The 17,889-nt window shown below is 74.4% G+C and carries 16 protein-coding genes; 9 read left to right on the forward strand and 7 right to left on the reverse strand.

Annotated features, from left to right (window positions below; all coding sequences use genetic code 11):
* The first annotated feature begins 78 nt into the window (after nucleotides 1-78).
* From CO540_RS27250 to CO540_RS27260, 3 genes are all read left to right on the forward strand, one after another.
* Nucleotides 79-663, forward strand: coding sequence for a helix-turn-helix domain-containing protein (locus tag CO540_RS27250; protein ID WP_099164146.1), 585 nt, complete (start codon nucleotides 79-81; stop codon nucleotides 661-663).
* A gap of 229 nt (nucleotides 664-892) precedes the next feature.
* Nucleotides 893-2,383, forward strand: a complete 1,491-nt coding sequence (locus CO540_RS27255) for an NCS2 family permease (protein ID WP_099164147.1) — start codon at nucleotides 893-895, stop codon at nucleotides 2,381-2,383.
* 82 nt (nucleotides 2,384-2,465) lie between these two features.
* Nucleotides 2,466-3,263, forward strand: a complete 798-nt coding sequence (locus CO540_RS27260) for an alpha/beta fold hydrolase (RefSeq protein WP_099164148.1) — start codon at nucleotides 2,466-2,468, stop codon at nucleotides 3,261-3,263.
* Between the two features lie 23 nt (nucleotides 3,264-3,286).
* Here the strand turns inward: CO540_RS27260 and CO540_RS27265 are convergent, their stop codons facing one another.
* From CO540_RS27265 to CO540_RS27280, 4 genes are all read right to left on the reverse strand, one after another.
* Nucleotides 3,287-4,714 carry an MFS transporter gene (locus CO540_RS27265; RefSeq protein WP_099164149.1) on the reverse strand — a complete coding sequence of 476 codons (1,428 nt, stop codon included), beginning with the start codon at nucleotides 4,712-4,714 and terminating at the stop codon, nucleotides 3,287-3,289.
* A gap of 73 nt (nucleotides 4,715-4,787) precedes the next feature.
* Nucleotides 4,788-5,267: a MarR family winged helix-turn-helix transcriptional regulator gene (locus tag CO540_RS27270; RefSeq protein ID WP_099164150.1), complete on the reverse strand. Its 480-nt coding sequence runs from the start codon at nucleotides 5,265-5,267 to the stop codon at nucleotides 4,788-4,790.
* A 108-nt stretch (nucleotides 5,268-5,375) separates the two neighbouring features.
* Complete coding sequence (locus CO540_RS27275) at nucleotides 5,376-6,323, reverse strand: phosphotransferase (protein ID WP_099164151.1); 948 nt, start codon at nucleotides 6,321-6,323, stop codon at nucleotides 5,376-5,378.
* Between the two features lie 123 nt (nucleotides 6,324-6,446).
* On the reverse strand, nucleotides 6,447-7,043 hold the full coding sequence (locus tag CO540_RS27280) for a dihydrofolate reductase family protein (protein ID WP_172967947.1): 597 nt from the start codon (nucleotides 7,041-7,043) through the stop codon (nucleotides 6,447-6,449).
* A 64-nt stretch (nucleotides 7,044-7,107) separates the two neighbouring features.
* Here CO540_RS27280 and CO540_RS27285 point away from each other — a divergent pair, with 64 nt between their 5' ends.
* Nucleotides 7,108-7,686, forward strand: a complete 579-nt coding sequence (locus tag CO540_RS27285) for a TetR/AcrR family transcriptional regulator (RefSeq protein WP_099164153.1) — start codon at nucleotides 7,108-7,110, stop codon at nucleotides 7,684-7,686.
* A 92-nt stretch (nucleotides 7,687-7,778) separates the two neighbouring features.
* Nucleotides 7,779-8,924 (forward strand): polysaccharide pyruvyl transferase family protein, encoded by a 1,146-nt coding sequence (locus CO540_RS27290; protein ID WP_099164154.1) that lies wholly within the window; start codon nucleotides 7,779-7,781, stop codon nucleotides 8,922-8,924.
* Nucleotides 8,925-8,934: 10 nt separating this feature from the next.
* On the opposite strand, the gene CO540_RS27295 is transcribed toward CO540_RS27290, so the two are convergent.
* Nucleotides 8,935-9,141: a hypothetical protein gene (locus CO540_RS27295; protein WP_099164155.1), complete on the reverse strand. Its 207-nt coding sequence runs from the start codon at nucleotides 9,139-9,141 to the stop codon at nucleotides 8,935-8,937.
* Between the two features lie 83 nt (nucleotides 9,142-9,224).
* On the opposite strand from CO540_RS27295, the gene CO540_RS27300 reads away from it, so the two are divergent.
* Nucleotides 9,225-9,746 carry a DinB family protein gene (locus tag CO540_RS27300; protein ID WP_098746787.1) on the forward strand — a complete coding sequence of 174 codons (522 nt, stop codon included), beginning with the start codon at nucleotides 9,225-9,227 and terminating at the stop codon, nucleotides 9,744-9,746.
* Between the two features lie 3 nt (nucleotides 9,747-9,749).
* Here the strand turns inward: CO540_RS27300 and CO540_RS27305 are convergent, their stop codons facing one another.
* Nucleotides 9,750-10,610, reverse strand: coding sequence for a carbohydrate kinase family protein (locus CO540_RS27305; protein ID WP_099164156.1), 861 nt, complete (start codon nucleotides 10,608-10,610; stop codon nucleotides 9,750-9,752).
* A 65-nt stretch (nucleotides 10,611-10,675) separates the two neighbouring features.
* On the opposite strand from CO540_RS27305, the gene CO540_RS27310 reads away from it, so the two are divergent.
* Complete coding sequence (locus tag CO540_RS27310) at nucleotides 10,676-13,936, forward strand: DEAD/DEAH box helicase (protein ID WP_099164157.1); 3,261 nt, start codon at nucleotides 10,676-10,678, stop codon at nucleotides 13,934-13,936.
* A complete protein-coding gene (locus CO540_RS27315) occupies nucleotides 13,933-14,907 on the forward strand; it encodes an SWIM zinc finger family protein (protein ID WP_099164158.1) in 975 nt (324 codons plus the stop codon). The genes CO540_RS27310 and CO540_RS27315 overlap by 4 nt, the downstream gene beginning before the upstream one ends.
* Nucleotides 14,908-14,958: 51 nt before the next feature.
* On the opposite strand, the gene CO540_RS27320 is transcribed toward CO540_RS27315, so the two are convergent.
* On the reverse strand, nucleotides 14,959-15,216 hold the full coding sequence (locus tag CO540_RS27320; RefSeq protein ID WP_091572710.1) for a DUF3040 domain-containing protein: 258 nt from the start codon (nucleotides 15,214-15,216) through the stop codon (nucleotides 14,959-14,961).
* A 574-nt stretch (nucleotides 15,217-15,790) separates the two neighbouring features.
* On the opposite strand from CO540_RS27320, the gene CO540_RS27325 reads away from it, so the two are divergent.
* Nucleotides 15,791-17,878, forward strand: a complete 2,088-nt coding sequence (locus CO540_RS27325) for a DUF1800 domain-containing protein (protein ID WP_099164159.1) — start codon at nucleotides 15,791-15,793, stop codon at nucleotides 17,876-17,878.
* Nucleotides 17,879-17,889: the final 11 nt, after the last annotated feature.

Genomic DNA, 17,889 nt, shown 5'->3' on the forward strand with positions numbered 1-17,889 from the left:
TCGACCACCTCCGCGACCAGCCTGCGGCCGTCGCCGCCAAATCTGCAAACTCCGTTGCCGATCTGGCAAACTGGCGGAATGGACGACGACCTCAACGGCGCGCTCGACGCGGTCGGCCCCCGGTTGCGCGCGTTGCGCCGCGAGCGGGAGACCACGCTCGCCGACCTCTCCGCCGCCACCGGCATCTCGGTGAGCACCCTGTCCCGGCTGGAGTCCGGTGGCCGCCGGCCCACACTGGAGCTGCTGCTCCCGCTCGCCCGGGCGCACGGCGTCACCCTCGACGAGCTGGTCGACGCGCCGCCCACCGGCGATCCGCGCATCCACCTGCGGCCGGTCGCCGCGTTCGGGATGACCATGCTGCCGCTCACCCGCCGGCCCGGCGGCATCCAGGCGTACAAGCTGATCATCCCGGCCGGCGGCCGGGCCGTGCCCGAGCCGAAGACCCACGAGGGGTACGAGTGGGTCTATGTCCTCAACGGGCGGCTGCGCCTGGTGCTCGGTGAGCACGACCTGGTGCTCGAACCGGGTGAGGCGGCCGAGTTCGACACCCGGGTGCCGCACTGGTTCGGTCGTGCCGACGCCGAGGGTGTGGAGTTCCTCAGCCTCTTCGGCAGCCAGGGTGAGCGCGCCCACCTGCGCGCCCGTCCCCGTGCCCGCGAGTGATCCTGCCCACGCCGCGCGCTCAGCAGCAGGTCGACCGGGGTTACCCGGCGGTTAGGGTGGCGGCGCGAAGTCGCTCCCGGGACCCGGGACGCGGCTTCGTAGTGCTTCACGGCGTCCGTGGAGCCCAGCCGTCCCGACGTTCTCCGGGCCAACCGCACCGGGACGGCTGCACCCCCACCGCCCGTCCGGCACGACCGGCGGGCCAACCCGGAACGGAGTAAGCCACGCCATGAGCGTGACGACGCAGGATCATGCTGCCCCGGTGGAGCCGACCGAACCCGCCCCGCGGGGTCGCCTCGACCGATACTTCGAGATCACCCACCGCGGCTCGACCGTGCGGCGTGAGGTGCTCGCCGGGCTCACGACGTTCGCCACGATGGCGTACATCGTGGTGCTCAACCCCCTGATCATCGGCACCGCGCCGGACGCCGACGGCAACCTGCTCGGCATCGCCCCGGTCGCCGGCGTCACCGCCCTGGTGGCCGCCGTCATGACGATCATGATGGGCGTCGTCGGCCGGGTGCCGTTCGCCGTCGCCACCGGCCTCGGGCTGAACGCGTTCGTGGCGTACGCGGTGGCCTCGCAGATGTCCTGGGCCGAGGCGATGGGCCTGGTGGTCGTCGAGGGCCTGATCATCACCGTGCTGGTGCTCACCGGCTTCCGCAAGGCCGTCTTCCGGGCCATCCCGGCCGAGCTGAAGGCCGCCATCGCCGCCGGCATCGGCCTGTTCATCGCCATGATCGGGTTCGTCGACGGCGGCCTGGTCCGGCGCGTGCCGGACGCGGCCGGCACCACGGTTCCGGTGCAGCTCGGCGGCGACGGCACGCTGCGCGGCTGGACCACCGTGGTCTTCCTGGTCGGCCTGCTGGTCACCGGCATCCTGGTCGCCCGCAGGGTCAAGGCCGGCGTGCTGGTCGGCATCGTGGTCACCACGGTGGTCGCGGTGATCGTGAACGCGCTGGCCAAGCCGGGACCGGCGTTCGTCGACGGCAAGCCCAACCCGGAGGGCTGGCGGCTCAACGTGCCGACCCTGCCCGACCCGCTGATCCAGAAGCCCGACCTGCACCTGCTCGGCAACGTCTCGTTCGGCGCGTTCGCCAACGTCGGCCTGATGACCGCGCTGCTGCTGGTCTTCACGCTGGTGCTGGCCGACTTCTTCGACGTCATGGGCACCACGGTCGGGCTCGCCAAGCAGGCGAACCTCGCCACCGAGGACGGCACCGACATGCCCCGCCTGGGCAAGGTGCTCTTCGTCGACGGGGTCGCCGCCGTCGCCGGTGGCGCCGGCAGCGCGTCGTCGGCCACCACGTACGTGGAGTCGTCCTCCGGCATCGCCGACGGCGGCCGCACCGGCCTGACCAGCGTGGTCACCGGCGTGCTCTTCCTCGGCGCGCTGCTGCTCACCCCGCTGGTGTCGCTGGTGCCCAGCGAGGCCGCCGGCCCGGCGCTGGTGGTGGTCGGCGCGCTGATGATCCGCCAGGTCAAGGACATCGACTTCACCGACCTCGGCGTCGCCGTGCCGGCGTTCCTCACCATGACGCTGATGCCGTTCACCTACTCGATCACCAACGGCATCGGCGCCGGCTTCGTCAGCTGGGTGGCGATCCGGGTGGCGCAGGGCCGGGCCCGCGAGATCCACCCGCTGCTCTGGGCGGTCGCCGTGGCGTTCGTGATCTACTTCGGCATCAACCTGGTCAAGGCCGTCACCGGCGTCAGCTGACCGCGCCGTCGGGTGCGTTTCCGGTCGTCCCGGCGACCGCAAACGCACCCGGAGCGCGGCCCCGCGGCGGCACGATCAGCCGGTGGGTTATGCGGACGTGGGCGGGCGGCAGGTCTGGTACGAGGTGCACGGCGCCGGCCGGCCGCTGGTGCTCCTGCACGGCGGCTACGGCTCGACCGAGACGTTCGCGCCGGTCCGGCCCGCGTTGGCCGCGCGCCGCCGGCTGATCGCGGTCGACCTCCAGGGACACGGCCGGACCCCCGACGCGGACCGGCCGCTGCGCCACGAGTCGATGGCCGACGACCTGGCCGCCCTGCTGCGCCGGCTCGACCTGCCCGCCGTCGACCTGCTCGGCTACTCGCTCGGCGGCGGAGTGGCGCTGCGCACCGCGATCCAGCACCCCACCCTGGTCCGCCGCCTGGTCGTGGTCTCCGCGCCGTGCCGGCGGCGCGGCTGGTATCCGGAGGCGCTGGCCGCCATGTCCGCCCACGACGAGCGGGCCGCCGAGCGCATGCGCGGCACCCCGGCGTACGAGCGGTACGCGCGGGTCGCGCCCCGACCGCAGGACTGGCCCACGCTCTGGGCCAAGAGCGGCGACCTGCTGCGCCGCGACTACGACTGGTCGGCCGAGGTGGCCGCGCTGCCGATGCCGGTGCTGCTGGTCTTCGCCGACGCCGACGCGATCCCGACGAGCCACGTGGCCGAGTTCTACGGCCTGCTCGGCGGTGGGCACCGCGACCCGGGCGGCGACGGATCCGAGCGTCCCGCGTCCCGGCTGGCCGTGCTGCCCGGGCTCACCCACCGGGAGGTGGTCGCGTCGCCGGCACTGCCGGCGGCGGTGCTGCCCTTCCTCACCCACACCGTCCGCGCCCCCGGCTGAGCGGCGCGGCACGCCGGGGCGGGTCAGGCGGCGAGCGCGTCCGCGTTCTCCGCCGGGGCTGCGCCCGCCGTCACCCGCGGGCGCAGCAGCGCGTACGCGAGGACGACGGCGACCACGACGAGCCCGGCGCCGACCGCGAACGCGAGGTGGAAGCCGCTGGTCAGCGCGGTGACCCGGTCGTCGCCGTGCGCGACCCGGTCGGTGGTGCGGGCGGCGGCCAGGGTGGACAGCACCGCGACGCCGAGCGCCATGCCGAGCTGCTGGGTGGTGTTGAACAGCCCGGAGGCCAGACCGGCGTCCTCGGCGCGGGCGGCCGACATGCCCAGCGCGGTCAGCGCCGGCAGCACCAGACCGAACCCGGCGGCGAGCAGCATCACCGGCAGCACGTCGACGAGGTAACTCCCGTCCGCCGGCACCCGGGCCAGCAGCGCGAACATGGCGACGAGCAGGACGAGCCCGGCCACCAGCACGGCCCGCTCGCCGAAGCGCCCGTTGAGCCGGGCGGAGACGCCGAGCGACACCGCGCCGATCGTCACCGCCGCCGGCAGCAGGGCCAGCCCGGTGCGGGTGGCGTCGTAGCCGAGCACCTGCTGGAGGTAGAGCGTGACCAGGACCTGGAACGCGAACGTCGCGGCGACGGTGAGGACCTGGACCACGTTCGCCACGGCGACGCCGCGGGAGCGGAGGATCCGCAGCGGCATCAGCGGCCGGCGCGCGGTCGCCTGCCGCAGCACGAAGCCGGCGAGCAGGGCGACCGCGAGGGCGCCCAGGCCGAGGGTGCGGGCGGACGTCGCCCCGTACCGCTCGATCGTGACCACCGCGTAGATTCCGGTCACCAGGCCGGCGGTGACCAGCAGCGCGCCGGCCACGTCGGCGCCGGCGGCGAGCCCGATGCCCCGGTCGGCCGGCAGCGTGCGGGCGGCGAGCGCGATCGTGACCAGGCCGATCGGCAGGTTGATCAGGAAGATCCAGTGCCAGCCGAACGCGTCGGTGATCAGGCCGCCGGCGACCTGACCGATGGCCGCGCCGGCGGCGCCGGTGAAGCTGAACAGGGCGATCGCCCGGGCCCGCTCGGCGGTGCCGGGGAAGAGCGTGACCAGGATGCCGAGGCTCACCGCGGTCGCCGCCGCGCTGCCGACGCCCTGCAGGAACCGGGCGGCGACCAGCACGGCGGGGGAGCCGGCCACGCCGGCCAGCGCCGAGGCCGCGGTGAACAGCGCGGTGCCGGCCAGGAACATCGCGCGGCGGCCGAGCAGGTCACCGAGGCGGCCGGCGAGCAGGAGCAGACTGCCGAACGCGATCAGGTAGGCGTTGACCACCCAGCTGAGGCTCGTCGGGGTGAAGTCCAGGTCGCGCTGGATGGCGGGCATCGCGATGGTGACGATGCTGCCGTCGAGGATGGTCATCAGAGCGCCGGTGGCGAGCACGCCGAGGGCGAGGCCGCGAGACATGGGGTCCTCCTGTCGGAAGGGGCGACAGGAGGACCGTAACGGATAGTTCCGTTGCAGACAATCTTTTAAAGAACTACTGGCGTGCGCGGCGTACCGGTCGGGGATTCTGCGCCGGGGTGGCCAGGTGGTCGGCGGCCAGGCTCTCCAGCGCGCGGACGAGGACCTCCCGCTCGTCGTCGGGCAGGCTGGCCAACGCCTCGGCGTGCACCCGGTCGACGATCTCCTGACTGCGCTCGGCCACCCGGGCGCCCTCCTCGGTCACCGCGATGATCCGCGCCCGCCGGTCGGTGCTCGACGGGCGGCGGACGGCCAGCCCGGCCCGCTCCAGCGCGTCCACCGTCACCACCATGGTGGTCTTGTCCATGTCGCCGATCTCGGCGAGCTGGATCTGGGTGCGCTCCTCGGGCAGCGCGTGCACCAGCACGCAGTGCATCCGGGCGGTCAACCCGATCTCGGCCAGGGCCGCGGCCATCCGGGTGCGTAGCACGTGGCTGGTGTGGTCGAGCAGGAAGGACAGGTCCGGGGTGGTACGCGTCGGGCCCATGGCGGTCATGACACCAGCGTACCGACGGTTCCGTGCCGGATGATCCGGCACGGAACGGCGCGCCCGTGGTGGGGGCCGGCGGAGTCGTGTGGCAGCCGGTGGACGGCGCGGCCCGCGTCAGCGCGCCGGCCCGTCCAGCCGGCGGGCCAGCCAGGGCAGCAGCGCGTCGCCCTGCAACCGCTGGAACGCCCGGACGGTCGGGATGCCGGGCGGCGGCGGTTGACGGGCGCCGTCGAGGAAGAACCCGGTGAGCCCGGCCAGGACGCCGGTCAGGTCGGTCGGGTCGACGTGCGCGGTCAGCGGGCGGGTGGCCAGCAGCTCGTCCGGGTCGTGCCCGCCGTACACCTGGACGTTGACCACGGTGAGCAGGGTGTCCAGCCAGGCCGGGCCGCGACAGGCCCAGGGCCAGTCGACGACCGTCACCGTGCCGTCCGGGCCGAGCAGCAGGTTGTCGGCGCGTACGTCGAGGTGGCAGAGCGTGTCGCCGGTCAGCGCGGTGAGGCCGTGGTCGGCGGCGGCGCACAGGTCGGACAGGTGGGCCCGGGCCCACGGATCCAGGTCGGCAGGCGGGTCCTCGGCGATCCGCCGCCAGCCGCCGAAGTCGGTCACGAGCCGCTCGGTGGCGGTGGCGGTCGCGGCGGCGGGGGCCGGGGTGAGCGCCACGGCCATCGCCTCCAGCGTGGACAGCGCGGCGTCCAGCTCGCCGGCGTCCCACGGGGTGACCGGGTGCCGGCCCTCGACGTCGGCGAAGACCAGCGCGATCCAGTCACCGTCGTCGTGGCTGCCGAGCAGGCGGGGTGTCGGCGCGTCGGCGGGCAGGGCGGCGGCGATCCGGGCCTCGGCGCGGTGCATGTCGGGGCTGCGGTCGTTCTGCGCCGGGCTGACCGCCTTGACGAAGGCCCGGCCGCCGCGCGCGGTGCGGATGCGGTCGGCGGTGCCGGGGGAGAAGCCGCCCGGCTGCGACTCCGCCGCCACCACCCGGTCGTCGAGAATGGCCTCGATCGCTGTGCGGACGTGGGCCGGGAGTTCGCGCCAGTGGAGTCGGGTCTTGCTCGGGCCGGTCACCGCCCCACGGTGACGTGTCGCCGCCCGCCGCGGCAACCGGATTGCAAGGAGGGGCCCCTTCTTAACACCCCCTGTTAAGAAGGGGCCCCTCCTCTACCGGATGCGTTAACAAGGGGCCCCTCCTTACCGCGTGTAGCGCAGCACCACCACGCCGCTGTCGAAGGGGCGCGTGGAAGTGAGCGTGAACCGGCGCGGGTCGAAGCCCCGGTCGACCAGCGGGATGCCGCTGCCGACGACGACCGGGTTGAGCTTGACCACCAGCTCGTCGACCTCGTCCAGGAGTTGGCCGGCGAGCTGCCCGCCGCCGCAGAGCCAGATGTCGGCCCCGGGCCGCGCCTTCAGCTCGCGGACGAACGGCACCGGGTCACCGGCGACGATCCGCACGTCCGGATGGTCGGCCGGGGCGAGGGAGCGGCTGAAGACGTACTGCGTCAGGTGGTCGTAGGGGCTGGGGAAGCCGAGCGTCAGGCCGGGCTCGTAGGTCGCGCGTCCCATCAGGACGGTGTCGAAGCGGCCGGCGGGCGGCGAGTCCACGCCGAGCTGGGCGTGGGCGAACGTGGGCAGCGTCTGCGGCCACTCGGAGACCAGGTAGGGAGCGACGTCGGGCTCCAGCGGAAGGAAGTCGAAGGACCCGTCGGGGGCGGCGATGAAGCCGTCGAGGGTGCTGGCGACGAAGTACACGAGCTTACGCAAACCGACTCCGATGTCCGGGGATTCCACGACGGCTGTCGTGGTTCGGCGACGAATGTACAACACCTGTCGTGGTTTTTGCTACTGTCTTCGCGTGGCCAGGAACCCGCAACGCCGTACCCAGCTCGCCGACGCCGGCCTGACGGTCCTCGCCGCCGCCGGCGCGCGCGGACTGACCCACCGGGCGGTCGACGCCGAGGCGGGCGTGCCCACCGGCACGACCTCCAACTACTTCCCGTCCCGGGCGGCGCTGCTCGCCGGCCTGGCCGAACGGATCTTCGACCGGATCGCGCCCGACCCGGCGGTGCTGGCCGACCTGGGGCGCCGGGAGCCGTCGCTCGCGCTGATGACCGACTACCTGCGCGACATCGTCGCGCGCACCACCCGCGAGCCCGACCTCACCCGGGCCCTGATCGAACTGCGGCTGGAGGCGGCCCGCCGGCCCGAGCTGCGGGCCGCGCTCGGCGGCGTGCTCCGCCGGGGGTACGCCGACGACGTCGCCTTCCACGTCGCCGCCGGCCTGCCCGGCGGGGCGTACGAGATCGCGCTGCTGCACTACGCCGTCGACGGGCTCCTGCTCGACCTGCTCACCACCTCGATCGACGCCGGATTCGACCCCGACCAGGTGGTCTCCACCCTCGTCTCCCGTCTGGTGGGAGCCGCACCCGACTGAGCGCCGTCGCCGGCCCAGCGCCGACCCGGCAAGTTATGCCGGCCCGGCCAGCGGGAACGCGGGCCGGGACGTTCCCCGGGAAGGAGCAACGGATGCCGGATCGCACCGGACTGACCATCGGCGTGCTCGGTTCGTACGGCGGTCGCAACCTCGGCGACGAGGCGATCCTCACGGGTCTCCTGGCCGACCTGCGCCAGCACGAGCCGAACGCGCGGATCATCGTCTTCTCCCGCAACCCGGCGCACACCGCGCTGGCGCACCCCGACGTCGAGGCGGTGCCGTGGGAGGGCGTCAGCCGGGTCGACTCCTCCCAGGTGCTCAACCAGCTCGACCTGCTCATCCTGGGCGGCGGTGGCATCCTCTACGACAAGGAGGCCCGGCGCTACCTGCGGGTGGTCCGGGTCGCCCAGGAACGCGGGCTGCCCCTGCTCACCTACGCGGTCGGCGTCGGCCCGCTCACCGACGGCATGGACACCGGCATGGTGCGCGAGACGCTGGCGCAGGCGGTCGAGGTGACCGTCCGCGACCAGGAGTCGCGGATGGTGCTGGAGGAGGCCGGCCTGGTCAACCCGATCACCGTGACCGCCGACCCGGCGTTCCTGCTGGAACCCGAGGAGTTCCCGGCGCAGTGGCTGCGCGAGGAGGGCGTGCCGGCCGGTTCCCGGCTCGTCGGCCTGAGCGTGCGGGAACCGGGGCGCGCCGCGGAACGGCTCGACGTCGACGGCTACCACCGGCTGCTCGCCCAGATCGGCGACTTCCTGGTGCACCGGATCGACGCGTACGTGCTCTTCGTGCCGATGGAGCGCGACGACATCCGGCACTCGCACGGGGTGCTGTCGCACATGATCGCCGCCGACCGGGGCCGGATCCTGCACGGCGACTACCGGCCGGCGCAGATCCTCGGCTTGATGCGCCACTTCGACCTGGCGGTCGGCATGCGGCTGCACTTCCTGATCTTCGCCGCCATGATGAACACGCCGTTCCTGCCGCTGCCGTACGCCGGCAAGGTCTTCGACCTGGCCCAGCGGCTCGGCGTGCCGGCGCTGCGTGGCGTGGAGCGGGAGGTGGAGGGCCCGTTGCTGGCCGAGGTGGACCGGCTGTGGGACGAGCGGGCGGCCCGGGCCGACGAGACCGCCCGGCGGGTGGCCGAGGTGTGCGACCAGGCGCGGGGCACCTCGCAGGTGACCCGCAGCGTGCTGGACAGCATCCGGGCCCGGGCGTTGACCCCCGCGGTCTGACCGGGTCCGGTCAGACCGCCGGGCCGCGCCAGGTGTAGACCCACTCGTGGTCCGGCCGGTCACCCGACTCCAGCTCGTAGATCTGCGCCTCCGCCAACCCGCCCGGCCCGAGGTGGTGGTGGGTCAGCGGCGGGCGGCCGTTGCTGTCCAGCTCGACCGTGACGGTCTCGCCGTCGGCCGTACCGCCCACCAGGGGGATGTGCACCGAGGAAGCCATGCGCCCATCCTGCCCCGGCCGGCCGGGGCGCGCAGCGGATCACGGGGCAGCGGGCGGGCCACGGTGGCGACTAGGGTCCGGGGATGGCGAACTCGACGATCGACCCGGCACTCGGTCCGGTCCTCGCCCGCACGGGCGACGAACGGGCGATCCTCGACGCGTTCCTCGACTTCCACCGCGCCACCGTGCTGCGCAAGGCACGCGGCCTCGCCGACGCCGACGCCCGCCGGCGCCTGGTGCCCTCGCTGACCACCCTGGCCGGGCTGCTCAAGCACCTGACCCTGGTCGAGGGCAACTGGTTCGGCCGGTTGTTCGCCCCCGAGCCGGGCGACGTCTACCTGACCTCGCAGGAGGAGGCCGACGCCAGCTTCACGCTCGGCCCGGCCGACACGGTCGAGGCGCTCACCGTGGCCTACGAGGCGGCCTGCGACCGGTCCCGGGCCATCGCCGCCCGGTTCGACCTCGACCACGTGGTGCCGCACCCGCAGCTCGGCGAGGTGTCGCTGCGCTGGGTGCTGGTCCACCTGATCGAGGAGACCGCCCGGCACGCCGGCCACGCCGACATCCTGCGCGAGCTGACCGACGGCGAGACCGGCGCGATCTGAGGCTCAGCGCCTCGGGAGCAACCCGTCCGGATACTCCATCCCGTCGTGCGTGCACGCCGCGGCGGCCACCCGGGCGGCGTAGCGGGCCGCGTCGAGCGGGGCGGCGCCGCGCAGCCGGGCCGCGATCAGGCCGGCGGCGAAGGCGTCTCCGGCGCCGTTGGTGTCCACCACCGGCGCCGGCGGCTCGGCCGCGGGCACGTGTGCCGGCGGGGCGTCCGGGGCGTACAGCGTCGCGCCGGCGGAGCCACCGGTGACCAGGACCGTGCGCGGCGCCAGCGCGGCCGCCTCCTTGCCGGCCCTCTCGCCCAGCTTGACGTCGCTGACGAAGACCAGGTCGGCGGCCTCGGCGAAGGGCCGGTGGTAGTCGTTGTCGCCGTCCCAGTCGTGCAGGTCGGTGGAGAGGGAGGTGGCGGCGCGCAGCACCGGCAGCGCGTCCCGGGCCCAGTCCATGATCGACACGTGCACGTGGGCCGCGCCGGCGACCAGCGCCGCCAGCTCCGCCTGCGGGAACGGCGCCGGACCGGACCAGGGCCGCGGGTCGTAGAGCGACATCCGCCGGCCCGCCGGGTCGACCAGGTTCACCGAACGGCGGGTGCCGGCGGGCGCGTCGACCAGCACGGTCCGCACCGAGGTACGGGCCAGCGCCGCCCGGACCACGTCGCCGGCCGGGTCGGTGCCCAGCACGTCGACGAGCGTCACCCGGAGACCGAGCGCGTGCGCGGCCAGGGCCACCCCGGCGCCGGTGTTGCCGATCCGCAGCTCGACCGGGGGCACGGTCAGCGAGTCGGCGGCGGGCAGCGGCAGGGCGGGCACCCGGGCGCGGACGTCCACGCCGAGCCCGCCGATCACGAGGAGGTCGACCATGGCGCCGACGATAACGCCGACCGGCCGCCTATCCTGGCCCCGGGCGTCGTCGAGGGGGAAAGCACGTGCTGGTCATCCACGGGCTGTGGCTGCCCGGTGCCGGGCTCGCCCTGTGGGCCGAGGACGGCACGCTGCCGGCCCGGGCGCCCCGCCGACCCGGCCGCGTGCCGCGCGAACGACCGCACCCGTTCGCCGCCGACCACGCCACGCTCGCCGCCGCGCTCGACGGGCCGCCGGGCGAGCCGGTCTCCGTCCTGCTCGGCCTGCCCACCCGCGCCGGCTCGCCGGTCGACTCGCCCGAGCTGGTCCGGGCCGCCGTCGAGGACCCGGGCCGCGGTCCGGTCACCCGCGCCGGCTGGCGGGTGCCCGCCCTGGCGTACGCCCCGGACGACGCGTTCGCGCTGCTGCGCGCGGGGTGGCCGCACCCGGTCGGGGCGAGCCTGCGCCACCTGGGTGAGCTGGCCGACTTCGCCGCCGACCTGGTGACGCGGGGTCGGGTGCTGCCCGGCGTCGTCGACGCGTACCCCGGGGGTGGGCGGCCGGCGTCCGGCCGACGGGCCGACGGGCCGGGCGGCGCGGTTCCCGGCGGGCCGCTGTCGACGGCGCTCGCGGGCCCGGACGGGTCGGCGCCCGGACGGCAGCCGTCGGCGGCGGCCCGGACCGGGGGCGGGCGGGGGCTGCGGGTGGTGGCCGAGACCGACGTGGCGACCGCGCTCGCGGTCTGGCGGCCGCTGCTCACCGGCACCGACGCGGCGTGGGCCCGCGACCTGGCACTGGCCCTGCCCCCGGCGGCGCGGACGGCCCGCGAGTGGCAGCCGGAGGCCGCGGGTGCGCCCGTGGTCGCCCCGGTGACGACAGGCGCGCCCACCGCAGCCGGCGCGGGACCGGGGGAGCTGGTCGCGGAGGCGCTGGACGCCCTGGTCGACGCCGCCGCCCGGGTGGCCCTGGCCGACACCCGGCTGCACCGGGCGATGCGCCCCGGCGGGCCGGTGCCGCGCTGGCTGGCCGCGCTCACCGGCCCGCAGCGCGCCTTTCCCGCCGAGCCGGCCGCGCTGGAGACCCTGCGGGCCGAGCTGGACGCGTGGCAGCGCGACGCCGCCGGCGGCGCGGTACGGGGCACGTTCCGCCTCGTCGAACCGGCCGTCGATCCGGTCGCCGAACTGGTCGAGGGTGCCACCTGGCGGGTGGAGTTCGGCCTGCACCCGGCCGACGAGCCGGGGCTGGTGGTCGACGCCGGGCACATCTGGCAGCGACCCGCGCCCGCGCTCGCCGCACGGGGCGTGGACCCGCAGGAGACGCTGCTGGCCGAGCTGGGCCGGGCCAGCCGCCTCTGGCCGGAGCTGGAGGCCGCGCTGCGCTCCGCCGCCCCCGAGGGAATGGAGCTGGACGCCGAGGGCGCGCACCGGTTCCTGCGCGAGGGCGCGCCGGTGCTGCACGCGGCCGGTTTCGGGGTGCTGCTGCCGTCCTGGTGGCGGCGTTCCTCGTCCCGGCTCGGCGCGCGGCTGCGGGCGCGCAGCCGCACCGCTCCCGGCGCGGTGGCCACCACCGCCGGCGGCCTCGGGCTGGACGCGCTCGTCGACTACCGCTGGGAGCTGGCGCTCGGCGACCAGCCGTTGACCGCCGAGGAACTGGCCTCGCTGGCCGACCTGAAGTCGCCGCTGGTCCGGCTGCGCGGCCGGTGGGTCGAGTTGGACGCGCAGCGCCTGGAGGCCGGGCTCCGGCTGCTCCGTTCCTCCGGCGAGCTGACCGTGGCGGACCTGCTGCGAATGGGGCTCTCCGGCGACGACCGGGCCGGTGAGCTGCCGGTGCTCGACGTGGTCGCCGACGGGGCGCTGGGCGAGCTGCTGGCCGGCGAGGCGGAGCGGCGGCTCACCCCGGCCGACCCGCCGCCGGGCTTCGCCGGGACGCTGCGGCCGTACCAGCGGCGCGGGCTGGCCTGGCTGGCCTTCCTCCAGTCGCTCGGGCTCGGCGGGATCCTCGCCGACGACATGGGCCTGGGCAAGACCGTGCAGCTGCTCGCGCTGCTCGCCGGCGACCCGCCGGAGGCCGGGCCTACGCTGCTGGTCTGTCCGATGTCGCTGGTCGGCAACTGGCAGCGGGAGGCGGCGAAGTTCGCGCCCGGGCTGCGGGTGCACGTGCACCACGGCGCCGAACGTGCCCGGGGCGACGGCTTCGCCGCCGCCGTGCGGGAGTCGGACCTGGTGCTCACCACGTACTCGGCGGCCGCCCGGGACGCGTTCGAGCTGGCCGGCGTCGACTGGCACCGGGTGGTGGTGGACGAGGCGCAGGCGATCAAGAACGCCGCGACCCGGCAGGCCGAGGCTGTCCGGTCGCTGCCCGCGCGGCACCGGGTCGCGGTCACCGGCACGCCGGTGGAGAACCGACTCGCCGACCTCTGGTCCATCATGCAGTTCGCGAATCCGGGGCTGCTCGGCCCGGCGGCGACGTTCCGCAAGCGCTTCGCCGAGCCGATCGAGCGGCACGGCGACGCCGAGGTGGCCGAGCGACTGCGCCGGATCACCGGCCCGTTCGTGCTGCGCCGGCTCAAGACCGACCCGTCGATCATCACGGACCTGCCGGAGAAGCTGGAGATGGAGGTGGTCTGCAACCTCACCGCCGAGCAGGCCGCCCTCTACCGGGCCGTGGTCGACGACATGATGGCGAAGATCGAGTCCAGCGACGGGATCGAGCGCCGGGGTCTGGTGCTGGCCACCATGACCCGGCTCAAGCAGGTCTGCAACCATCCCGCCCAGCTGCTGCACGACGGGTCCGCGCTGGTCGGCCGCTCCGGCAAGCTGGAACGCCTCGACGAGATCGTCGACGAGGTGCTCGGGGCGGGGGAGAAGGCGCTGCTGTTCACCCAGTACGCCGAGTTCGGCGGCATGCTGCGCGGGCACCTGTCGGCGCGTACCGGCAGGGAGGTGCTGCTGCTGCACGGCGGCGTCGGCAAGGCCGAACGGGACGCCATGGTGACCCGGTTCCAGTCCCCGGACGGGCCACCGCTGTTCGTGCTCTCCCTCAAGGCCGGCGGCACCGGCCTGACGCTGACCGCCGCCAACCACGTGGTGCACGTGGACCGGTGGTGGAACCCGGCGGTCGAGGACCAGGCCACCGACCGGGCGTTCCGCATCGGACAGCGCCGCCGCGTCCAGGTCCGCAAGTTCGTCTGCGCCGGCACGGTGGAGGAGAAGGTGGCCGCGATGATCGCCGACAAGCGCAGCCTGGCGCGGTCGGTGGTGGGCAGCGGGGAGCAGTGGGTCACCGAGCTGTCCACCGCGACGCTGCGGGAGCTGTTCACGTTGGAGTCCGGGGCGGTGGTCGAGTGACCACACCGGACGACCGGCCGGCCCGCCGGTTCGACGAGTACGGGCCGCCGCTGCGGGTCGAGGGCGGCCTGCGGGCCCGCAGCACCCGGGGCGCGATCGGGCAGTCCTGGTGGTCGCGCCGCTTCCTGGAGGTGCTGGAGTCGTTCGCGCTCGGCTCCCGGCTCACCCGGGGCCGGGCGTACGCGCGCCGGGGGCAGGTACTCCGGCTGGACATCTCGCCCGGGGAGGTCACCGCCGAGGTGCAGGGGTCCCGGCCGACGCCGTACCCGGTGCGGATCGGGCTGGCCGCCCATCCGGAGGAGGTGTGGCGGCGGATCGAGGCGGAGCTGGCCGGGCAGGCGTTCTTCAGCGCCCGCCTTCTCGCCGGCGACCTGCCGGGCGAGTTGGAGGGGGTGTTCGCCGAGGCGGGCGCGCCGTTGTTCCCCGAGCGGGTGGGCGAGTTGGCGCAGCGCTGCGGCTGCCCCGACTTCGCGGTGCCGTGCAAGCACCTGGCGGCCACGTTCTACCTGCTGGCCGAGGCGTTCGACGCGGACCCGTTCCAGCTGCTGCACTGGCGCGGCCGGCCCCGGGCCGACCTGCTCGACCGGCTGCGGTCGCTGCGCGGGGCGCACCCCGCCGACACCCCGTCGGACGCCGGCACGCCGGACGCCCTCATGCCGGACGCCGGCACGCCGGACGTCGGTGGCGCGGTGCCGGTCCTCGGAGCCGCCCGCGCGATGGCCGGGCTGCCGGCCGTCGAGCCGGACGAGGAACTGGCCCGGTTCTGGCTGTCGCCGACACCGTTGCCGGACCAACCGCCCACCCTGGCCACCGGGCCGGAGCTGCTGCTGCGCCAGCTCGGCCCGCCGGGCGCCGGGATCGGCGGGCCGGGCCTGGCCGAACGGCTGCGGCGTGCGTACCGGGAGTTCGGTCGCGGCGAAGCCGCGTCGCCCAGGGAGTTCGGTCGCGGCGAAGCCGCGTCGGAGCGTTAAGCGGGGGCCCCTCCTCTACCGGAGGCGTTAAGCGGGGGCCCTTCCTTACGCTCACAGCAGGCGGCGGCGGAACCGCCACATCAGGGCGGCGTTGGCGACCAGCACCACCGCGCAGATCGCACCGGCCAACCTCCCGGCCAGCACGGTCATCGCCGGCAGCGAGGCCCACAGCACGATCGTCAGCAGCATCATGTACCGGCCCCGGCGGCCCTTGACCCGGTTGTCCAACCGGGCGAAGAACCGCGGATCGCTCTCCCGCAGCTGGCGGGTGATCTGTTCGAACCTGCGCTGATCCTCTTGGCTGAGCATGGCGGTGCCTTCCCCTCACGGCTTCAGCGGTTCGGCGGCATACCCGGATCGAAGGGCGGTCACGCGCCGCCGCTGCTGCTGTTTCGACGAGCCGGACACGGGTGCACACACGGCCCGGTGGCCGGTCGCGGCCGGGACGACGAGGCCGCAAAGTGCGATATACCGCTGAGTCATAGATATGACCAGGCGGTATATCGCCCAAAAATCGTCATTCGGCTGTCCAGCAGTCCGGATGTCCGGGACCTCAGCGCAGGCTTATCCCTACCTTAAGTTTGCGTGAGGTGGTGAACGCCGCCGGCAGCGTCGCGTCGGGCCGAAACGTCACGTCCGGGCGGTCGGCGCCCGGGTAGTCCCTGCTCCGGACGGTCGGCGGGTGGCGTCGGGGTGCCCGGCCTCGTGCAGCCGGCCTGAGCACCGTCTTAAGTGCGCGCACGGGCGCTTTCGGTGCGCCTTGAGCGGCCGGGGAGCGCTGGCTACTTTCCCGTAGCAACTCTCCGGCAACCGTCGCCGCCCCTCCGCCACCCAACCCCCGGGTGGCCGGCGTGCCGGCGCTCGAAGAAAACGGGATAGGTACATGGCCGACCTGAACGTGCCACCGCGTCGACCCCGGGACGACCGCGGCTGGGACGGATACCAGCACCCCCATCCGGACGGGTACCGAGACTCCGCCGCGCCGTACGCCGGCGGGCACCCCGCCCCGCAGTCCGGCGCGGGCCCGCAGTGGGTCGGGCCGAACGGCTTCGCCCCCGCCGGCCACGCGACCGGCGGCTACGCCCAGCCCGCCGCCGGCGGTTACGCCCAGCCCGCGCCCGGCGGCTACGCCCAGCCCGCCGGCGGGTACGGCCCGCCGCCCGGACCGGGACTGCCCAGCCTGGACGACGACGGTGCGGACGCGCCGCGAAGCGGCCGGCGCCGCGCCCTGGCGACCCTGGGCGGCGCGGCGGTGGTTGCCGGCGGCGCCGCCCTGGCCCTGTCCCCGCAGATCCGTGGCCTGTTCACCGACGAGGCGGCGGGTGACGCCACCGGCACGGTGACCACCGACGGCACCACGGCCCGGCCCAGCGGCCAGCAGCCCAGCACCGTGCGGACCTACACCGAGCAGAACGAGAGCTACATGGGCTCGCGGGCCGGTGCGGCGCTCAAGCGCAACGCCCCGGCCGGTGGCCGCCTGTTCGGCAGCCCGGCGGCCGCCGCCGAGGCGACCGAGGTGACCGTGAAGACGGTGCTCGCCAAGGACCCGATCACCCACCTGGCCCGCCGGACCACGTTCGGCCCGACGCCCAAGGTGATCGCCGACATCAAGCGGCTCGGCATCGACGACTGGCTGCGCCAGCAGTTGGAGCCGGAGAAGATCGCCCCGACCAAGGGCGAGCTGAAGCTGGCCGAGCTGCCCTCGCTCAAGCTGAGCCCGACCCAGCTGCGGGACCAGCGCGAGCAGCTCAACGAGCGCGGCGTCGACCCGGCCCGGGAGACGGTGGACGCCACCATCGCCCGGCAGATCTGGTCCGACCGCCAGCTCTTCGAGGTGATGGTCGACTTCTGGAACGACTTCCTGCACGTGGCGGCCGACTTCGACGGCGGCGAGAACTACCGCAACGCGTTCGACCGCGACGTCATCCGCAAGCACGCGCTGGGCAGCTACCCGGACATGCTGGTCGCCGCGAACAAGCACCCGGCGCTGCTGCTCTACCTGAACCAGGTCGACTCGCGCAAGGACGCGATCAACGAGAACCTGGCCCGGGAGAACCTGGAGCTGTACTCGGTCGGCGTCGACGGCGGCTACACCGAGAAGGACGTGCGGCAGGCCGCGATGCTGCAGACCGGGCGCGGCGTCGCCGACGGCAAGTACATGTTCTTCGCCGACCGGCACTACGTCGGCAAGGTGAAGATCCTCGGGTTCAGCCACGCCAACAACTCGAGCGACCCGAAGGTCGCCGACAAGGTGATCGACTCGTACATCCGGTACATCGCGCTGCACCCGTCGACCGCGAAGTACGTGGCCCAGAACCTGGCCACCCGGTTCGTCTCCGACACCCCGCCGAAGTCGATCGTGGACCGGCTGGCGAAGGCGTACACCACCAACAAGGGCAACATCCGCCCGGTGCTGGCGACGCTGTTCAGCTCGTCGGAGTTCTGGGCCGCCGTCGGCCAGAAGGTGCGCCGGCCGATGGAGTACCTGGTCGCCACGTACCGGTCGCTGGGCGTGGGCCCGGACGCGACCGCCGGGTTCGAGGGCGACAAGCGGCGTACGCCGTTCGCCCAGGGCCTGCGGCAGATCCAGGACAAGATGCGTGAGCTGGGCCAGTACCCGATGGGCAAGCCCACCCCCGACGGCTACGCCGACGTCTACCTGGCGTGGACCTCGGCCGGCACCATGATCGACGGCTGGAACGAGGCCGGCGACCTGCTCGGTGGCTGGCGCAAGCAGTTCACCTACGTCAAGCCGGAGAAGCTGGTGGCGAAGCCGCCGACGACCGCCGGGGCGTACGTGGACGCGCTGGCGCAGAAGCTCGTGCACCAGAAGCTGAGCGCCAAGGAGAAGAAGCTCGTGCTCGCCGTGGCCGGGGTCACCGAGAGCACCAAGGTCGACGCCACCTTCAACGGGGCCATCGCCGCGGTCGCGCGGACGATCCTCGCGTCCCCCCAGCACCACCTCCGGTGAGGCATTCGATG

Source organism: Micromonospora sp. WMMA2032 (genome assembly GCF_002688545.1).
In the GTDB taxonomy this organism is placed as follows: Bacteria; Actinomycetota; Actinomycetes; order Mycobacteriales; family Micromonosporaceae; genus Micromonospora; species Micromonospora sediminicola.